General features: G+C 72.6%; 14 protein-coding genes. 9 read left to right on the top strand and 5 right to left on the bottom strand.

What is annotated here, in order from left to right; all coding sequences use genetic code 11:
* Nucleotides 1–63: 63 nt before the first annotated feature.
* Entirely contained in the window at nucleotides 64–1,257 is a 1,194-nt protein-coding gene (locus DEH69_RS10510; RefSeq protein WP_113686675.1) for a class I SAM-dependent methyltransferase, read from the bottom strand.
* A gap of 64 nt (nucleotides 1,258–1,321) precedes the next feature.
* Between DEH69_RS10510 and DEH69_RS10515 the strand changes: the two genes are divergently transcribed.
* The 3 genes from DEH69_RS10515 (at nucleotide 1,322) to groL (ending at nucleotide 4,686) form a co-directional block, all read left to right on the top strand.
* Nucleotides 1,322–2,302, top strand: coding sequence for a polysaccharide deacetylase family protein (locus DEH69_RS10515; RefSeq protein ID WP_113686676.1), 981 nt, complete (start codon nucleotides 1,322–1,324; stop codon nucleotides 2,300–2,302).
* Nucleotides 2,303–2,631: 329 nt separating this feature from the next.
* Complete coding sequence (groES, locus tag DEH69_RS10520) at nucleotides 2,632–2,940, top strand: co-chaperone GroES (protein WP_113686677.1); 309 nt, start codon at nucleotides 2,632–2,634, stop codon at nucleotides 2,938–2,940.
* A gap of 120 nt (nucleotides 2,941–3,060) precedes the next feature.
* Nucleotides 3,061–4,686, top strand: a complete 1,626-nt coding sequence (gene groL, locus DEH69_RS10525) for a chaperonin GroEL (RefSeq protein WP_113686678.1) — start codon at nucleotides 3,061–3,063, stop codon at nucleotides 4,684–4,686.
* An 82-nt stretch (nucleotides 4,687–4,768) separates the two neighbouring features.
* Here groL and DEH69_RS10530 read toward each other — a convergent pair whose 3' ends face one another.
* Complete coding sequence (locus DEH69_RS10530) at nucleotides 4,769–5,548, bottom strand: SDR family oxidoreductase (RefSeq protein ID WP_113686679.1); 780 nt, start codon at nucleotides 5,546–5,548, stop codon at nucleotides 4,769–4,771.
* 19 nt (nucleotides 5,549–5,567) lie between these two features.
* Complete coding sequence (locus tag DEH69_RS10535) at nucleotides 5,568–5,885, bottom strand: WhiB family transcriptional regulator (protein ID WP_113686680.1); 318 nt, start codon at nucleotides 5,883–5,885, stop codon at nucleotides 5,568–5,570.
* Between the two features lie 322 nt (nucleotides 5,886–6,207).
* On the opposite strand from DEH69_RS10535, the gene DEH69_RS10540 reads away from it, so the two are divergent.
* From DEH69_RS10540 to DEH69_RS10555, 4 genes are all read left to right on the top strand, one after another.
* On the top strand, nucleotides 6,208–6,819 hold the full coding sequence (locus DEH69_RS10540) for a response regulator transcription factor (RefSeq protein WP_019431595.1): 612 nt from the start codon (nucleotides 6,208–6,210) through the stop codon (nucleotides 6,817–6,819).
* Nucleotides 6,820–7,094: 275 nt separating this feature from the next.
* Nucleotides 7,095–7,670: a sigma-70 family RNA polymerase sigma factor gene (locus DEH69_RS10545; protein ID WP_309302776.1), complete on the top strand. Its 576-nt coding sequence runs from the start codon at nucleotides 7,095–7,097 to the stop codon at nucleotides 7,668–7,670.
* A gap of 94 nt (nucleotides 7,671–7,764) precedes the next feature.
* A complete protein-coding gene (gene guaB, locus DEH69_RS10550; RefSeq protein WP_113686682.1) occupies nucleotides 7,765–9,267 on the top strand; it encodes an IMP dehydrogenase in 1,503 nt (500 codons plus the stop codon).
* A gap of 37 nt (nucleotides 9,268–9,304) precedes the next feature.
* Nucleotides 9,305–10,420 carry a GuaB3 family IMP dehydrogenase-related protein gene (locus DEH69_RS10555; protein WP_113686683.1) on the top strand — a complete coding sequence of 372 codons (1,116 nt, stop codon included), beginning with the start codon at nucleotides 9,305–9,307 and terminating at the stop codon, nucleotides 10,418–10,420.
* A gap of 302 nt (nucleotides 10,421–10,722) precedes the next feature.
* On the opposite strand, the gene DEH69_RS10560 is transcribed toward DEH69_RS10555, so the two are convergent.
* Nucleotides 10,723–12,135 (bottom strand): alkaline phosphatase PhoX, encoded by a 1,413-nt coding sequence (locus DEH69_RS10560; RefSeq protein WP_113686684.1) that lies wholly within the window; start codon nucleotides 12,133–12,135, stop codon nucleotides 10,723–10,725.
* Between the two features lie 33 nt (nucleotides 12,136–12,168).
* Nucleotides 12,169–13,404: a nucleotide sugar dehydrogenase gene (locus DEH69_RS10565; protein ID WP_113686685.1), complete on the bottom strand. Its 1,236-nt coding sequence runs from the start codon at nucleotides 13,402–13,404 to the stop codon at nucleotides 12,169–12,171.
* 200 nt (nucleotides 13,405–13,604) lie between these two features.
* Here DEH69_RS10565 and DEH69_RS10570 point away from each other — a divergent pair, with 200 nt between their 5' ends.
* The gene (locus tag DEH69_RS10570; protein ID WP_113686686.1) at nucleotides 13,605–15,311 is read left to right on the top strand and encodes a glycerol-3-phosphate dehydrogenase/oxidase; all 1,707 of its coding nucleotides are present in this window, start codon (nucleotides 13,605–13,607) and stop codon (nucleotides 15,309–15,311) included.
* Nucleotides 15,312–15,551: 240 nt separating this feature from the next.
* A complete protein-coding gene (locus DEH69_RS10575; RefSeq protein ID WP_309302777.1) occupies nucleotides 15,552–17,717 on the top strand; it encodes a protein kinase in 2,166 nt (721 codons plus the stop codon).
* The last annotated feature ends 33 nt before the right edge of the window (nucleotides 17,718–17,750 follow it).

The raw sequence follows: 17,750 nt of genomic DNA on the forward strand, positions 1-17,750 counted from the left end.
GGGGGGAACGCCGGGATCGGCTACTTCTCTGGCGAACCCCTCGCAGGGGCGGGCGGGTGGGCACTAGTGAGGCAGCCCCAACAACATCGTCGGCGCCGCGCCCACCCGCGTCAGAAAGACCGTCACCGCGCCCGGCCCCCTCGGCTTGAGCTGCCGCAGCAGCTCCTCTGGCGTCACCGCGAAGCCCCGCTTCTTCACCGTCACCCTGCCAACGCCGCGCTCGCGCAGCAGCGCCCGCAGCCGTTTCACGCCGAACGGCAGGACGTCCGTGATCTCGTAGCCCGTCGCGAACGGCGTCGGGCGCGGCTCGTCGGTCGTCAGGTACGCGATCGACGGGTCGAGAAGGCGGCCGCCGATGCGCTCGGCCACGTCGGCGACCAGGTGCGCGCGGATCACCGCGCCGTCCGGCTCGTACAGGTGACGGCCCACCGGGCCCACCGGAGCGGGCCGCGCCAGGCCCGCCACCGTGGCGCCGCTGGGCAGCAGCGTCGCCCGGCGCGGCGCCGCCCCGGCGCCGCCCGTGCCGAACCACAGCACCGCCTCCTTCACCTCGCCCCGGTGCGAGACCCACTCCGCCTCGGACGCCGCCGCGGGAATAGCCTCGTCCGGCACGCCGGGCGCGACCTTGAGCGCCGCGTAGGGAACGCGCCCCGCCGCCTGGACGGCCCACGACAGCGGCGGCGAGTACGCCTCGGGGGCGAAGACCCGGCCGCCCGTGGTCCGGCGCCTCGCGGGGTCGACGAACACCGCGTCGCAGCCCGCGACGTCCGTGTCCTCCACGGCCGCGTGGCGCACCGTCACGAGGTCGGCGAGGCCGAGCGCGGCGGCGTTCGCCTGGGCGACCGCGCACGCCAGCGGCGAGCGGTCCACCGCGAGCACCGGGATGCCCGCCCTGGCCAGGGCGATCGCGTCGCCGCCGATGCCGCAGCACAGATCGGCCACCCGCCGCACCCCGAGCTGGGCGAAACGACGGGCGCGCCACTCGGCGACGGGGGCGCGCGTGGCCTGTTCCACGCCATCGGGCGTGAAGAACATCCGCCCCGCGTCCGCCCCGAACTTCGCCGCCGCGCGCTGCCGCAGCCGGGCCTGGGCGAGGGCGGCGCTCACCAGCTCGGGCGGGTGGTCGCGGCGCAGGCGGGTCGCCGCGGCCAGCTCGCGGTCCGGCGTGATGTCGCGCAGCTCGGCGAGGAGGCGTTCGCCCCGCTCGCTCAGCAGGGCTTCGAAGGTGTCGGGATCGGGTGCGGCCACCCGAGTCATTCTCCCCGCGGGTCAGGAACGGCGTGCCCGGGTGCGGGGATGGTGGATGGCACCATCCCGAGCCATGAGGATTATCGGACAAGTAGGACAAATTGGGGGTCGACTGGGGGAACGCGTTCCGCTCAGGGCGCGGCGCTGCGGCGCGCTCTCGGGGGCGGCGTTACTCGCCCTGATCTGCTCGGGCGCCGGGCTGCCTCCGTTCCTGCTGCCCGACGGGCGCGAGCGCGACGACGGCTGGTCCGCCACCGTGGACGCCAACGCCCCCTCGGCGATCGGGCGTTCCGAGCGCGCCTTCGTCTCGGTCAAGGAGTACGCCGAACGGCTCGAACGCGCCGAAGCGCGCCGTGCCGTCGCCGCCAAGCGCTGGGGACTGCGCCGCGCGCCCCTGCGCCCGCCCGCCCCGCCCGAGCGCAAGCCGGAGCTCACCGCCGAGCCCGGCCATGTGTCGGGGGCCGGGCTGCCGCCGGTCATCGTCCAGGTCCCCACGGACGAGAAGGTCGTCTTCCTCACCATCGACGACGGCGCGGAGAAGGACCCCGACCTCCTGAAGATGCTCAGCCAGCTCGACGTGCCCTACAGCGGCTTCCTGACCGATGAGGTGGCCCGCGAGGACTACGGCTACTTCAGGAAGGCCGTCCGCGACGGCGCTGGCATGCACAACCACTCCGTCAGCCACCCCGAGATGACCCGGCTCTCCTACGCCGAGCAGCGCAAGGAGATCTGCCGCCAGCAGGACACGCTGGAGAAGGAGCTGGGCGAGCGCCCGCCCCTCTTCCGCCCGCCCTACGGCGCCTACGACCGCGACACGCTCCGCGCCGCCGCCTCGTGCGGGGTCGAGGTCGTGCCGCTGTGGGCGCAGGAGGCGTTCCCCGACCGGATCGACTGGGGCAGGGACGACCGGAAGTTCCACCCCGGCGACATCATCCTGACCCACTTCAGGGGCGAGGCCGAGTGGTCGGGCAGCATGACCGACATGGTGCGCCGGGTGATCGACGCCGTCACGGAGCAGGGCTTCGCCCTCGCGTGCCTGGAGGACTACATCTGACGACCGCGCCCCTCGCGACACCCCACGCTCCACGCGCCCCGCGACGCGCCGGGGCGCAACGGCCCGAACGCGCCCCACCGTGCCCAACGCCCCCTGCTCAGGCGCGTTTCCGCCGGCGCGCACGCCCTCTGAGGGCGGCGCCCGCCCGGTCACTTGGCACTCTAGTTGACTGAGTGCTAACCGGCGCATAGTCTCGGCATTGGCACTCTCCCTGGATGAGTGCCAGATACGCGCGACAGGCGGATCCGGCACCCGCGACGACGGGTCCACCGACGTTGCCAACAGCCCATAGAAGACCCCGTGAGATCTCCGAAGGGGGAGGTCGGATCGTGACGACCGTCAGCTCCAAGGTTGCCATCAAGCCGCTCGAGGACCGCATCGTGGTCCAGCCGCTCGACGCCGAGCAGACCACGGCCTCGGGCCTGGTCATTCCTGACACCGCCAAGGAGAAGCCCCAGGAGGGCACCGTCCTTGCCGTGGGCCCGGGCCGTTTCGAGGACGGCAACCGCCTGCCGCTCGACGTCAAGGTCGGCGACATCGTGCTGTACAGCAAGTACGGCGGCACCGAGGTGAAGTACAACAACGAGGACTACCTCGTCCTCTCGGCCCGCGACGTGCTCGCGATCATCGAGAAGTAAGACCGCGTACGGCACACACGCACTTCCCGCCGCGCCCCGTCACCCGCGACTGAGCTGAGAAGACAGCCGGGGCCGGGGCGTGGCGTTCTTTCCGAAGATCATTAAGGGACACCCACACCCATGGCGAAGATCCTGAAATTCGACGAGGACGCCCGCCGCGCCCTCGAACGCGGCGTCAACCAGCTCGCCGACGCCGTCAAGGTCACCATCGGTCCCCGTGGCCGGAACGTCGTCATCGACAAGAAGTTCGGCGCTCCCACCATCACCAACGACGGCGTGACGATCGCCCGCGAGGTGGAGGCCGAGGACCCGTACGAGAACCTGGGCGCGCAGCTGGTCAAGGAGGTGGCGACCAAGACCAACGACATCGCGGGCGACGGCACCACCACCGCCACCGTCCTGGCCCAGGCGCTGGTCCGCGAGGGCCTGCGCAACGTGGCCGCGGGCGCCTCGCCGTCCGGGCTCAAGCGGGGCATCGACGCCGCCGTCGAGGCGGTCGCCGACGACCTGCGCGCCAGCGCGCGGCCGATCGACTCCAAGGAGGACATCGCCGCGGTCGCCGCCCTGTCCGCCCAGGACAAGCAGGTCGGCGAGCTCATCGCCGAGGCGATGGACAAGGTCGGCAAGGACGGTGTGATCACCGTCGAGGAGTCCCAGACCTTCGGTCTGGAGCTGGACTTCACCGAGGGCATGGCGTTCGACAAGGGCTACCTGTCGCACTACATGGTCACCGACCAGGAGCGCATGGAGGCCGTCCTCGACGACCCCTACATCCTGATCCACCAGGGCAAGATCTCCTCCATCCAGGATCTGCTGCCGCTCCTGGAGAAGATCATGCAGTCCGGCGGCTCCCGCCCGCTGCTGCTGATCGCCGAGGACGTGGAGGGCGAGGCGCTGTCCACCCTCGTCGTCAACAAGATCCGCGGCACGTTCAACTCCGTGGCCGTCAAGGCCCCAGGCTTCGGCGACCGCCGCAAGGCGATGCTCGGCGACATGGCCACCCTCACCGGCGGCACCGTGATCTCCGAGGAGGTCGGCCTCAAGCTCGACCAGGTGGGCCTCGAGGTGCTCGGCACCGCGCGCCGCGTCACCATCACCAAGGACGACACCACCATCGTCGACGGCGCGGGCAAGTCGGCCGACATCGAGGCCAGGGTCGCCCAGATCCGCGCCGAGATCGACTCCACCGACTCCGACTGGGACCGCGAGAAGCTCCAGGAGCGCCTCGCCAAGCTGGCCGGTGGCGTGTGCGTCATCCGCGTCGGCGCGGCCACCGAGGTCGAGCTCAAGGAGAAGAAGCACCGCCTCGAGGACGCCATCTCGGCCACCCGCGCGGCGGTCGAGGAGGGCATCGTCCCCGGCGGCGGCGCCTCCCTCGTCCACTCGGCCAAGGTGCTCGACGGCGGCCTGGGCAAGACCGGCGACGAGGCCACCGGCGTGGCGATCGTCCGCCGCGCCGCGGTCGAGCCGCTGCGCTGGATCGCGGAGAACGCCGGCCTCGAGGGCTATGTGATCACCTCGAAGGTCGCCGAGCTCGACAAGGGCCAGGGCTACAACGCCGCCACCGGCGTCTACGGCGACCTGGTCAAGGACGGCGTCATCGATCCGGTGAAGGTGACCCGTTCCGCGCTCCAGAACGCCGCCTCCATCGCCTCCCTCCTGCTCACCACCGAGACGCTGGTGGTGGAGAAGAAGGAAGAGGAGCCGGAGGCCGCCGCCGGCCACGGCCACGGCCACGCGCACTGAGCGAGCGACCGCTCGGACGCGCCGCCCGCGGGCCCCGTTCCACCGCCGAACGCACCGGTGGAGGAGCGGGGCCCGCGCGCGTTCAGCGGCCGCCCTTGGGCCCGCCGCGGCGCCCGGCGCGCGAGGCGAGGCTGGCCAGCGAGTTGCGCGGGGTCAGCCGTGAGGTGCCCGAGATCATCTTGTAGCGCGGGTCGGGGACCGACACGAACTTGCCGCGCTCCAGGTCCCTCAGGCCCGCGTCCACCACGCGGTCGGCGTCCAGCCACATCCAGCCGGGAAGCGACCCCATGTCCATCGAGGCCCGCTGGTGGAACTCGGTCCGCACGAAGCCCGGGCACAGCGCCATCAGCCGCACCCCGCTCCCCGCCAGGTCGCGCGCCGCTCCCGCGGTGAACTGCACGACCCACGACTTGGACGCGCTGTAGGTGCCGCGCGGGAAGAACGCCGCCACCGACGACACGTTGATCACGGCCCCGCCGCGCTCCTTCATCGGCTCGACGGCCGCCGAGGTCAGCCGCAGCACCGCCTCGCAGTGCACCTTCAGCATCCGCAGCTCGTCGGCGAGGGGAACGTCGAGGAAGGCGCCCTTGAGGCCGAACCCGGCGTTGTTCACCAGGAGATCGACCCGGTGCTCGGGGTCGGACAGCCGCTTCTCGACCGCGCCGATGCCCTCGTCGGTGGACAGGTCGGCCGGGAGGACGCTCGCCTCGATCCCGTGCCGGTCGTGCAACTCGGCGGCCTGCCGCCTGAGTCTGTCGGCGTCGCGCGCGACGAGCACCAGGTCGTGCCGGTCGCGGGCCAGCCGGCGGGCGAAGGCGGCGCCGATGCCCGCCGTCGCTCCCGTCACCAATGCAGTTGTCATATCACGACGGTACTCGGAGTCAGCGCGGGCCCGGCTGTGGGTGCGCGTTCACCAGGTCGCGGCGGGCGCGGCCCAGCAGCTCCTCGCGCTCGTCCTCGGTCAGCCCGCCCCAGACGCCGTACGGCTCACGGACGGAGAGCGCGTGCTTGGCGCACTCGGTACGCACCGGGCAGCGCATGCACACTTCCTTCGCCGCCTCTTCGCGAGCGCTGCGCGCCGCCCCGCGCTCCCCCTCGGGATGGAAGAACAACGAGCTGTCCACGCCCCGGCAGGCGGCGAGCAACTGCCAGTCCCACAGGTCGGCGTTGGGGCCCGGAAGGCGGGAGAAATCTGCCATGACAGTGTCCCATCGTCATCGAGGCTCAGCAATGTAGATGTAAATATGACTACCAGCCGAATATGGTTATAGACACCCTGGAATGGCCAATAAGGTCTAAATAGGTCAAAAACGGATGTTCGGCGTGTTTGTCCAGGGCGCCCCCCGTGTGATCGACCCGTCACGTACAGTGCTGCTGCTGTGAGGTTGGAGGCCGTAACTCTTTCGGGTGACCGTCGTTGAGAGGGCGGAGGCGGTTGACACGGCTGTCAACCGCACAGATGACGACACACACGACTGCCTGGAGGCTCAAGGTGATGCGCATCAGCTGCGGAGGGCGACCATGACTTCCGTCCTTGTCTGCGACGACTCCCCGCTCGCCCGGGAGGCGCTCCGCCGCGCGGTCGCGACCGTGCCCGGCGTTGAGCGGGTCACGACGGCCGCCAACGGCGAGGAGGTCCTGCGCCGCTGGGGTGCCGACCGTTCCGACCTGATTCTGATGGACGTCCGAATGCCCGGGCTCGGGGGTGTGGAAACCGTCAGGCGCCTTCTTTCCGCGGACCCCGGCGCGCGCATCATCATGCTCACCGTCGCCGAGGACCTCGACGGCGTCGCGCTCGCCGTCGCCGCGGGCGCGCGGGGCTACCTCCACAAGGACGCCTCGCGGGCGGAGCTGCGCGCCACCGTCACCCAGGCGCTCGCCGACCCGACGTGGCGGCTCGCGCCCCGCCGCCTGCGGTCGTCGGACATGGGCGCGGCGCCGACGCTCACCGCCCGGGAGATCCAGGTGCTCGAGGGGATGAGCCACGGCAGGTCGAACGCCGAGATCGGCCGCGAGCTCTTCCTCTCCGAGGACACGGTCAAGACGCACGCGCGCCGCCTGTTCAAGAAGCTGGGCGCCTCCGACCGCGCGCACGCCGTCGCGCTGGGATTCCGCTGGGGACTCGTCCGCTGATCCGGCCCGCTGATCCGGCCCGACCGCACCGGACGGGGAGTGCGGTCGGCCGCTGTCGCCCCGTCCGGTGAGGAGCGCTCGACCAAAAGCCGCGCGGGTGACGCATCCTTGGATGCATGACGCTCCTTGGGGACGAGTCGGCCAGGCGTGAGGGGAGGGCTCTGGACATGTCGTTCGGCGCTCCCGCGCGCAACGCTCCCGGCGCACATAACGCTTCGGTGCACAACTCCGCCTGCGGTGGTCCGGAGCCAGCGGCGACAGTGCACCATGGACCGATGCGCGATGACGAGACAGCGGGGATCGGCGCCCTCGTCCATCGTGCCGCCGCGGGGGATCCCCAGGCCACCCACGACCTGCTCGCCCATGTGCACCCGCTCGCCCTGCGCTACTGCCGCGTCCGGCTCGCGCGGCTTCCCGGGGAGGCGCGGCACTTCGTGGACGACCTCGCCCAGGAGGTGTGCCTGGCCGTCCTGTGCGCGCTGCCGCGCTACCAGGACACGGGCCGCCCGTTCGACGCGTTCGTCGTGGCCATCGCCGCGCACAAGGTCGCCGATCTCCAGCGGGCGGCGATGCGCCACCCCGGCAGCACGGTGGTGCCGTCCGACGAGATGCCCGAGCGGCCCGACGACTCCCTCGGTCCTGAGGAGCGGGCGCTGCTGAGCAGCGACGCCGAGTGGGCGAGGAAGCTGCTGGCCAATCTGCCCGACCATCTGCGGGAGCTGGTGCTGCTGCGCGTCGCGGTGGGGCTGACCGCCGAGGAGACCGGGCAGAAGCTCGGGATGTCGCCGGGCGCCGTCCGCGTGGCGCAGCATCGCGCGCTCACCAGGCTGCGGGCGCTCGCGGGGCGTTGAAGGGCCGGGCCGCGGGCGTGGGGCGGCCGGTCGAGGGGCACCCGGACGGAGCCGTAGCATGGACAGCCATGCGGGTTGCGTGGGAAAGGCTGTCATGACTGATTACGCGGGTGAGGTGCCGGAGAAGTTCGCGGCGCTCGGGCTGACCTTCGACGATGTGTTGCTGCTGCCCGGCCCCGCGGACATGGCGCCTGGCGACATCGACACGTCGTCGCGGCTCTCGCGCAACGTCCGGGTGAACGTTCCGCTGATCTCCGCGGCCATGGACAAGGTCACCGAGGCGCGGATGGCCATCGCCATGGCGCGGCAGGGCGGGGCGGGCGTGCTCCACCGCAATCTGTCGATCGAGGACCAGGCGGCCCAGGTCGACCGCGTCAAGCGGTCCGAGTCGGGCATGGTCACCGACCCGATCACCATCCGCCCCGACGCCACGCTGCGGGACGCCGACGAGCTGTGTGCGCGGTTCCGTATCAGCGGCGTGCCGGTCACGGACGCGGCGGGGCGGCTGCTGGGGATCGTCACCAACCGGGACATGGCCTTCGAGCCCGACCGCGGCCGCCAGGTGCGCGAGGTCATGACGCCGATGCCGCTGGTCACCGGGCGGGTCGGGATCTCGGGCGACGACGCGATGGAGCTGCTGCGGCGGCACAAGATCGAGAAGCTTCCGCTGGTGGACGGCGAGGGCAGGCTCAGCGGCCTGATCACCGTCAAGGACTTCGTGAAGGCCGAGAAGTACCCCAGGGCCGCCAAGGACGCCGAGGGGCGGCTGATCGTCGGCGCGGCGGTCGGCGTGGCGGGGGACGCCTACGACAGGGCCGAGGCGCTGATCGAGGCGGGCGTCGACTTCCTCGTGGTGGACACGGCGCACGGCCACTCGCGGCTGGTGCCCGACATGGCCGCCAAGATCAAGTCGAACCACACGGTGGACGTCGTCGCCGGGAACGTCGCGACGCGCGACGGCGCGCAGGCGCTCGTGGACGCGGGCGTGGACGGCATCAAGGTGGGCGTGGGCCCGGGGTCGATCTGCACGACGCGCGTGGTCGCCGGGATCGGCGTCCCGCAGGTCACGGCCATCCACGAGGCGTCGCTCGCGGCGCGCGACGCGGGCATCCCCGTGATCGGCGACGGCGGCCTCCAGTACAGCGGTGACATCGCCAAGGCGCTGGTCGCCGGGGCCGACACGGTCATGCTCGGCAGCCTGCTCGCGGGGTGCGAGGAGTCGCCTGGCGAGCTGCTCTTCATCAACGGCAAGCAGTTCAAGTCGTACCGCGGGATGGGCTCGTTGGCGGCGATGCAGTCGCGGGGCGAGCAGCGTTCGTACTCCAAGGACCGGTACTTCCAGGAGGGGGTCGGCGAGGACGACAAGCTGATCCCCGAGGGCGTCGAGGGCCAGGTGCCCTACCGCGGGCCGCTGGCGTCCGTGGTGCACCAGCTCGTCGGCGGGCTGCACCAGTCGATGTACTACCTGGGCGGGCGCACCGTTCCCGAGATCAAGGAGCGGGGCAGGTTCGTTCGCATCACCGCGGCCGGGCTGAAGGAGAGCCACCCGCACGACATCCAGATGACGACGGAAGCCCCGAACTACTCGCGGCGCTGAGCAACGTTCTGAGCAACGTTCACGGAAGGGGTTCCTCGTGACCGAGATCGAGATCGGCCGCGGCAAGCGCGGGCGGCGGGCCTACGCGTTCGACGACATCGCCGTGGTGCCGAGCAGGCGCACCCGTGACCCCAAGGAGGTCTCGATCGCCTGGCAGATCGACGCCTACCGCTTCGAGCTGCCGTTCCTCGCGGCGCCGATGGACTCGGTGGTCTCGCCCGCGACGGCCATCAGGATCGGCGAGCTCGGCGGCCTCGGGGTGCTCAACCTCGAGGGCCTGTGGACCCGTTACGAGGATCCGCGGCCGCTGCTCGACGAGATCACGGGGCTCGACGAGGCCACGGCGAACGCGCGCCTCCAGGAGATCTACGCCGCGCCCATCAAGGAGGAGCTGATCTTCCGGCGGCTGCGCGAGGTCAGGGACGCGGGCGTGGTGACGGCGGCGGCGCTGTCGCCACAGCGGACGGCGCAGTTCTCCAAGGTCGTCCTCGACGCGGGCGTCGACCTCTTCGTGATCCGCGGCACGACCGTGTCGGCCGAGCACGTGTCGGGGGCGGCCGAGCCGCTGAACCTCAAGCAGTTCATCTACGAGCTCGACGTGCCGGTCATCGTCGGCGGCTGCGCGACGTACACGGCGGCGCTGCACCTGATGCGCACGGGGGCGGCGGGCGTGCTCGTCGGCTTCGGCGGGGGCGCGGCGCACACGACGCGTAACGTCCTGGGCATCCAGGTGCCGATGGCCACGGCCGTGGCGGATGTCGCGGCGGCGCGGCGGGACTACATGGACGAGTCCGGTGGGCGTTATGTGCACGTCATCGCGGACGGCGGCGTGGGGTGGTCGGGAGACCTGCCCAAGGCGGTGGCCTGCGGCGCGGACGCCGTGATGATGGGGTCGCCGCTCGCGCGCGCGACGGACGCGCCGGGGCGCGGGCACCACTGGGGCATGGAGGCCGTGCACGAGGACGTGCCGCGCGGCAAGAAGGTGCACCTCGGCACGGTGGGCACGACGGAGGAGATCCTGACCGGGCCCTCGCACATCCCTGACGGCTCGATGAACTTCTTCGGGGCGCTGCGCCGCGCGATGGCGACGACGGGGTACTCGGAGCTGAAGGAGTTCCAGCGCGTCGAGGTGACGGTGGCGCGCTCACGCTAGACGCTGGGCGCTGTGCCTTAGGGGGTTGTTCCCCGCCCGCCGTTTTCCGCGCCTTTGGCGCGGGTGGAGTTTCGCGCTCCGCGCGGGGGCGCTCGGTGTGTGGGGCAACGGGCGTTGTCCCGCGGGGGGTTGTGGGTGCTGGGGGTCCGCGCTTGGCGCGTGGCGGTGCCCTGCGGGGGCGCGCCCGGGTGTTGTGGACGCCCGGCGGCGGGGTGCCGCCTGCGGGCGGTGCTCCGCGGGGCGCCCGCGGTGCGTGTCGTTGCGCGGTGTTGGCCCGCGGCAGGCGGTCAGGCGGCAGGCGATCAGCGGTGCCAGGGGCCGGTGATGGACAGCAGGATGCCGGGGTCCTGGATGGCCGCGTACAGGGTGGTGCCGTCCGGTGAGAAGGTCACCCCGACGAACTCGCCGTAGGCGGGCCGCTCCCGCGTGCCGAGGTTGACCTCGTTGCGCGCGAGGGGGAACGTCCGGCCCTCCTCGTCCGCGACGAACAGCTGCTGGTGGCCCTCGCCGTCCTCCGCGACGACCAGGCCGCCGTGCGGGGAGACCGTGATGTTGTCGGGGCCGTCGGTGCGGCCGGGGGCGAGCGGGTCGGCGCCCGTGCCGAGCAGCACCTTCAGCGTGAACGTGCGCCGCTTCGGGTCGTAGAGCCACACCTGCCCGTCGTGCGGGTCGCCGGGGCTCTCGTCGCGGGCGTAGGAGGAGACGACATACGCGCCCTCGTCGCCCCACCACATTCCCTCGAGCTTGCGGCCCCTGGTGACGCGGCCCTCGCCGAACTGCTCGCGGATCGCCGCGTCCCCGGCGTCGCGTTCGGGCACGTCGACCCAGGTGACGTCGTAGACGGTGCCGGTCTCGGTGGCGCGGCTCAGGTCGTCGACGAAGCGGCCATCGGCGTCGGCGCAGCGGAGCGCCTGGAGCGTTCCCGCGTCGCCGGGCAGCCCGCGCAGCGCGCCATGGCCGTGGACGAATCCGGGGGGCGGGGTCCAGCGGTAGAACAGGCCGTTGGGATCGCTCGCGTCCTCGGTCAGATAGAGGTGGCCCTGGGCCGGGTCGACGACGACGGCCTCGTGTTCGAAGCGGCCGAGGGCCTTGATCGGGCGGGGATCCCGGCCCGCCGCCAGGTCGTGGGGGTCCACCTCGAAGACATAGCCGTGGTCGGCCGTCATGCCGTTCTCGCCCGCGCGGTCGGCCGTTTCCTCGCATGTGAGCCATGTGCCCCAGGGGGTGGTGCCGCCCGCGCAGTTGGTTGATGTGCCCGCGATGCCGACCCACTCGGTGACGGGGCCGCCGCCGGGCGGGATCCGGACGACGGTGCAGCCGCCCGAGGCGGCCGGGTCGTAGACCAGCCCTTCGGCCAGCGGGACGGGGTGGCGCCAGTCCGAACGCGGGCCGCCGAGCTCGTGGTTGACCACCAGCAGAACGGAGCCCTCGGGGCCTTCGAACGCGCCCGCGCCGTCGTGGTGGGAGGGGGTGGGCTCGCCGGTGGTGAGCGTGGTGTGCCCGGCCCGGGTGAGCACCCGGTAGGCGAAGCCATCGGGGAGGGAGATCAGGCCCTCGGGGTCGGCCAGCAGGGGACCGTACCCCGGGGCGCGCACGCCCGCGCGTTCACAGGCCAACGCGCCGGGGGCGCTCGCGAGTACGCCCACGCTGCCCAGCAGGGCGACGCCTGAGCGGCCGACGAAGGAGCGGCGGGAGAACGGTCGAGGGGGGTTCATGGGCCCTGCACCGTAGGCGAAGGGCCCGGGGCCTCACAACCGGTGGGCGGCCCCCGCGGGGGTCGCGCCCCGGGTGTCGAGCAGCAGGGGGGCCTTGGCAGCGAGGCCCTGGAGGTCATAGGTGGCGTGCGGCTGGAGGAGCAGGGTGAGGTCGGCTTCGGCGGCGGCCTCGTAGAGCGCGACGGCGCGCGGGACCGGGCGGCCCGCGACGCGCCAGCGCGCCACCAGCGGGTCGTGGTAGGTGAGTTGGGCCCCCAGGGCCATCAGCAGGGCGGCGATCTCATGGGCCGGGGTGCCCTCATCGCCGGGCAGGTCGGGCACGTCGGGCGTGTGCGTGACGCCGAGCAGGAGGACGCGGGCGCCGCGCGCGGACTTGCCGTGCTCGTTGAGCAGGGCGGCGGCGCGTTCGGTGACGTAACGCGGCATGCGCTCGTTGACCTCGCGCGCCAGGCCGACGAGCCGCAGCCGCCCCCCGGGGTCCATCGGCGCGGCGTGGCCGCCGACGCCGGGCCCTGGGCGGAACGGCGCGGGCCCATGAGGGCGGGTCTCCGCGCAGCGGACCACGTCCCACAGGTCGACGCCGAGCTCGTGGCAGAGCACGGCCATCTCGTTGACGAGCGCGGTGTTGACGTGGCGGAAGTTGGTCTCGAGGACCTTGACGGCCTCGGCCTCGGCGACGCCCTTGGCGCGCACGACCTTGTCGGTGAGGCGGCCGTAGAACGCGGCGGCGGCCTCGGTGCAGGCGGGGGTGAGGCCGCCGATGACGCGGGGGGCGCTGCCGGGGGCGCGCCCTCCGGGATCGGCGCGCCCCGGGGCGCAGGCGAGATGGAAGTCGCGCCCGGCGCGCAGCCCGGAGCCGTATTCCAGGAGGGGGCGCACGACATCGTGGGTGGTGCCCGGGTGGACGGCGGACTCCACGACGACCAGGGTGCGCGGGCGCAGGCGCGCGGCAAGCGTCTCCGTGACGGCGCGCAGGGCGCCCAGATCCGGCGCGCGCCCCGGGCCAGGGGGCGTGGGGGCGCAGATGAGCGCCGTGCGGACCCGGCCAAGCACCGCGGGATCGCTGGTGGCGCGGAACCCGGTGGCCAGCATGCGGCGCAGCTCGGCGGCGGAGAGCGCGGCCCCCGCGGGGGCGCGACCGGCGTTCAGCCACGTGGCGGTGGCGTGTTCGGGGGTGAAGCCGACGGTGGCGACTCCGGCGGCGGTGGCGGCCTGGGCGGCGGGCAGTCCCAGCTGCTCAAGGCCGAGAACCGCGAGATCGGCGGGCATACGCGGCACGGCTCCCTTCTGCCCTGTCTGTCTGCTTAGGGGCATATATGACAGATGTAGCCGATTGACCGCCGGGGTGGATCGATGGCGCGCCAAAGCGGCGGAAATGGGGGAGCATCGTTAGCGGGACATGACCCGAACGAGCAGGCGAGCGAGCGAGTGACACCCACACTGGCGGAGCGGCCGATGAGGAGGCAGGCGTGAGGACAGTCGCACTGGGGCCCGAACGGCGGACCGAGGCACTGGCCAGGATGTCGGAGCGCGAGCTCGACGTGCTCGTGATCGGAGGAGGCATCGTCGGGGCTGGCACGGCGCTCGACGCGGTGACCAGAGGGCTGTCCACGGGGCTCCTCGAGGCGCGGGACTGGGCCTCGGGCACGTCGAGCCGGTCGAGCAAGTTGATCCACGGCGGGCTGCGCTACCTGGAGATGCTGGACTTCGGGCTCGTCCGCGAGGCGCTCAAGGAGCGCGGCCTGCTGCTCGACCGCATCGCCCCGCACCTGGTGCGGCCCGTGCCGTTCCTCTACCCGCTCAAGCACCGCGCGTGGGAGCGGGTGTACGCGGGCACGGGCGTCGCGATGTACGACCTGATGGCGCGTTCGTCGGGCCGCACGGGCGGGCTGCCGCACCACCGGCACCTCTCGCGCCGAGGCGCGCTGCGGGTCGCGCCCGCGCTCAAGAAGGACGCGCTGGTCGGGGCGTTGCAGTACTACGACGCGCAGATGGACGACGCGCGCTACGTCGCCACGCTCGTGCGCACCGCGGCGGGCTTCGGGGCGCACGTGGCCAACCGCGCGCGGGTGACGGAGTTCCTGCGCGAGGGCGAGCGCGTCGTGGGCGTGCGGGTGCGGGACCTGGAGGAGGACGGCACGTACGAGGTGCGGGCCAAGCAGGTCGTCAACGCCACCGGCGTGTGGACCGACGACACCCAGGCGATGATCGCGGAGCGCGGGCAGTTCCACGTGCGCGCCTCCAAGGGCATCCACCTCGTGGTGCCCAAGGACCGCATCCACTCGTCGAGCGGGCTGATCCTGCGCACCGAGACGAGCGTGCTGTTCGTCATCCCGTGGGGCAGGCACTGGATCATTGGCACGACGGACACCGCGTGGGACCTGGACAAGGCGCACCCCGCGGCGTCCAGCGCCGACATCGACTACCTGCTCGACCACATCAACGACGTGCTCGCCGTTCCGCTGACCCGCGACGACGTCGAGGGCGTCTACGCCGGGCTGCGCCCGCTGCTCGCCGGGGAGTCGGACGCCACGAGCAAGCTGTCGCGCGAGCACACGGTGGCGCACCCCGTGCCGGGGCTCGTGGTCGTGGCGGGCGGCAAGTACACGACGTACCGGGTCATGGCCAAGGACGCGGTCGACGCGGCCGTGCACGGCCTCGACCAGCGGGTCGCGGCGTGCTGCACCGAGGAGGTGCGCCTCGCGGGCGCCGAGGGCTTCCACGCGCTGTGGAACGCCAGGGCCAGGCTCGCCACGCGCGTCGGGCTGCACGAGGCGCGGATCGAGCATCTGCTGCGGCGCTACGGCTCGTTGACGGAGGAGCTGCTCGACCTGATCGCCGCCGACCCCAGGCTCGGCGAGCCGCTGCCCGCGGCCGACGACTACCTCAAGGCGGAGATTGTCTACGCCTGTTCGCACGAGGGCGCCCGGCACCTCGAGGACGTGCTCACGCGCAGGACGCGGATCTCGATCGAGACGTTCGACCGAGGGACGCGCAGCGCGCCCGAGTGCGCCGAGCTGATGGCCGGGGTGCTCGGCTGGACGCCCGACCAGGTCGAACGCGAGGTGCGGCACTACAGGAAGCGGGTCGAGGCCGAGCGCGAGTCGCAGCTCCAGCCGGACGACCAGACCGCGGACGCCGCCAGGTTGGGGGCGCCTGACACCGTGCCGCTGTGAGGCAGCGGTGCGCGGCGCGAGGCCGCCGTGGTGAAGCCGTAGCGATGGCGTGATGCGCCCCGTCACCCCGGTGTCGGCGGAATGGGTGACAATGGCCGGGGAAGCCGGAGGGGACGCATGGGCCAAGACAACGGGGACACCGAGGCGCGGAAAGCCCCGAAGAACGAGCCGCGCGACGCGGTTTCGCGCGATGCCTCACGTGAGGCATCGCGCGAGGCATCGCGTGAGGAGGCGGCTGAAGTGCCGGACGAGGGGGGCGCGGGGGCGCGCGGTGAGCCGCGCGCCGATCCGCGCGTCGACGCGTCCCGCGCCGGGGGTGCGAAGGCTGACGAGGCGTCGGACGAGGCCGCCGTTCCGGACGAGGACGCCGTTCTCGACGAGCCGGACGAGCCGGACGGCGACGCGTCGTCCCCCGAGACGACCGTGGCGGTGGAGCGGTCAAGCGCCCGCCTGCTCAACGGGCGTTACCGCCTCGGCGCCGTCGTGGGCCGCGGCGGCATGGGCACCGTGTGGCACGCCACCGACGAGATCCTGGGCCGCGAGGTCGCGGTCAAGGAGCTCAGGCTGCCGCCGGGCGTCGACGACGGCGAGCGCAAGCGCATGATCACGCGCACCCTGCGCGAGGCGAAGGCGATCGCCAAGATCCGCAGCAGGGGCGTCGTCACCATCTACGACGTGGTGGACGAGGGCTCGAGGCCATGGATCGTGATGGAGCTGATCGAGGGGCGCTCGCTCGCCGACATCGTGCGCCGCGACGGGCCGATGCCGCCCGCGCGCGCCGCCGCGATCGGCCTCGCCATCCTCGACGTGCTGCGCGCCGCGCACACCGGCGGCATCCTGCACCGCGACGTCAAGCCGTCGAACGTTCTCATCGCCGACGAGGACGGGCGCGTCGTCCTCACCGACTTCGGCATCGCCAAGGTCGAGGGCGACCCGTCGATCACCTCGACCGGCATGCTCGTCGGCGCGCCCTCCTATATCTCGCCCGAGCGCGCCAGGGGCCAGCAGCCCGGCCCGCCCGCCGACCTGTGGTCGCTCGGCGCGCTGCTGTTCTGCTGCGTCGAGGGCCGCCCGCCCTACGACGAGGGCGGCGCGATCGCCACGCTGGCCGCCGTCATGCACGACCCGGTGCCCGCGCCGCGCCGGGCGGGCCCGTTGACCGCCGTGGTGACCGGGCTGCTTAAGAAGGACCCCGTCGCGCGGCTCGACGAGCCGGGGACCAGGCGGCTGCTCACGGCCGCGCTGGCCGAGGCCGAGAGCGCGGAGCGCGAGGAGCGCGAGAAGAAGGAGCGCGAGGAGAAAGAGCGCGAGGAGAAGGAGAAGGCCGAGGCAGGGAAGACCCTGGTGGTCGGCCTCACCGAGCGGCCGGGGAAGGGCAAGGGGAAGGGCAAGGACCGGGCCCCGGCGCCCGCTCCCACTCCCGCGGTCCCGGTGGCGGCCCTGGCCTCCGAGCCCTCGACCCCGGCCCCGACCGCGGAGCCGACCCCGGCCCTGACCCCGACCGCGGAGCCGACCGCGGAGTCAGGCACCACGCCAGCGGTGGCAGCGTCGCCCTCGGCGCCGGGCGACGGCTCGTCGAGCACGACCACGACCTATCGCGCGCGCCTCGCCACCGGGCGTCGGCGCACGTTGATCATCGTGGCCGTCGTCGTCGCGGTCCTCGCCCTGATCGGCGCCGCCCTGGCCGCGACGCTCGGTGGCGACGACGACGGCGGCGAGACGGGCGGTCAGGGGACCACGGACGAGCCCGCCACCACCCCGGCCGATGACGACGAGGAGAACGCCGAGAGCGCCGAGGGCGGTCCCGCGCAGGACGACCCCCAGGCCGACGACCCCGGGGGAGCGGGGGACGGCGGGGAGTCCGCCGACGAGGATCCGCCCGCCGAGGAGGACAGGCCGCCTGGCACCGAGCCCGAGACCGACCCGGACGCCTCGCTCCCCGGCACCCCGGCCGGGTACGACGAGGTCGTCGACGCCGACTTCAACTTCCGGATGTCCCTGCCGCAGGGCTGGCAGCGCGTCGACATAGCCGGACAGAACTCCGGGGGCATCTACAGCGCCCCCGACCGCCAAGGCCCCAAGGTCCAGGTCGACTTCAACAGCAATCCCCAGGACGACGCCGAGGCTTCCTGGCGCGCCCTCGAGCCCGCAGTCCGCGGGAACAGCAACGACTACGAGCGCCTGTCGATCGAGACCGTCGAGTGGCGGGGCTATCCCACGGTCGCCGACTGGGAGTTCCAGCGCACCGAGAGGGGTACTCCTGTCCACATACTGAACAGGGGTTTTCGAATAGACGACAGTCACGGCTACGCGATCATGATCACCTGCCCCGAGGACGAGTGGAACGGCGACGCGTGCCGCACGTTGCGCGAGACGGCCTTCGCGACGTTCCAGCCCTTGGACTGAGCACTATCAGCAGTTGACGGACCGTAGCCGCGG

This window comes from Streptomyces sp. PT12 (assembly GCF_003311645.1).
Taxonomy (GTDB): domain Bacteria; phylum Actinomycetota; class Actinomycetes; order Streptomycetales; family Streptomycetaceae; genus Streptomyces.

Excerpts from the sequence above, each read along its gene's own strand:
- DEH69_RS10510 (WP_113686675.1), bottom strand. The coding sequence starts at position 1,257 with ATGACTCGGGTGGCCGCACCCGATCCCGACACCTTCGAAGCCCTGCTG.
- DEH69_RS10515 (WP_113686676.1), top strand. The coding sequence starts at position 1,322 with ATGAGGATTATCGGACAAGTAGGACAAATTGGGGGTCGACTGGGGGAA.
- groL (WP_113686678.1), top strand. The coding sequence starts at position 3,061 with ATGGCGAAGATCCTGAAATTCGACGAGGACGCCCGCCGCGCCCTCGAA.
- DEH69_RS10530 (WP_113686679.1), bottom strand. The coding sequence starts at position 5,548 with ATGACAACTGCATTGGTGACGGGAGCGACGGCGGGCATCGGCGCCGCC.
- DEH69_RS10535 (WP_113686680.1), bottom strand. The coding sequence starts at position 5,885 with ATGGCAGATTTCTCCCGCCTTCCGGGCCCCAACGCCGACCTGTGGGAC.
- DEH69_RS10540 (WP_019431595.1), top strand. The coding sequence starts at position 6,208 with ATGACTTCCGTCCTTGTCTGCGACGACTCCCCGCTCGCCCGGGAGGCG.
- DEH69_RS10545 (WP_309302776.1), top strand. The coding sequence starts at position 7,095 with ATGCGCGATGACGAGACAGCGGGGATCGGCGCCCTCGTCCATCGTGCC.
- guaB (WP_113686682.1), top strand. The coding sequence starts at position 7,765 with ATGACTGATTACGCGGGTGAGGTGCCGGAGAAGTTCGCGGCGCTCGGG.
- DEH69_RS10560 (WP_113686684.1), bottom strand. The coding sequence starts at position 12,135 with ATGAACCCCCCTCGACCGTTCTCCCGCCGCTCCTTCGTCGGCCGCTCA.
- DEH69_RS10565 (WP_113686685.1), bottom strand. The coding sequence starts at position 13,404 with ATGCCCGCCGATCTCGCGGTTCTCGGCCTTGAGCAGCTGGGACTGCCC.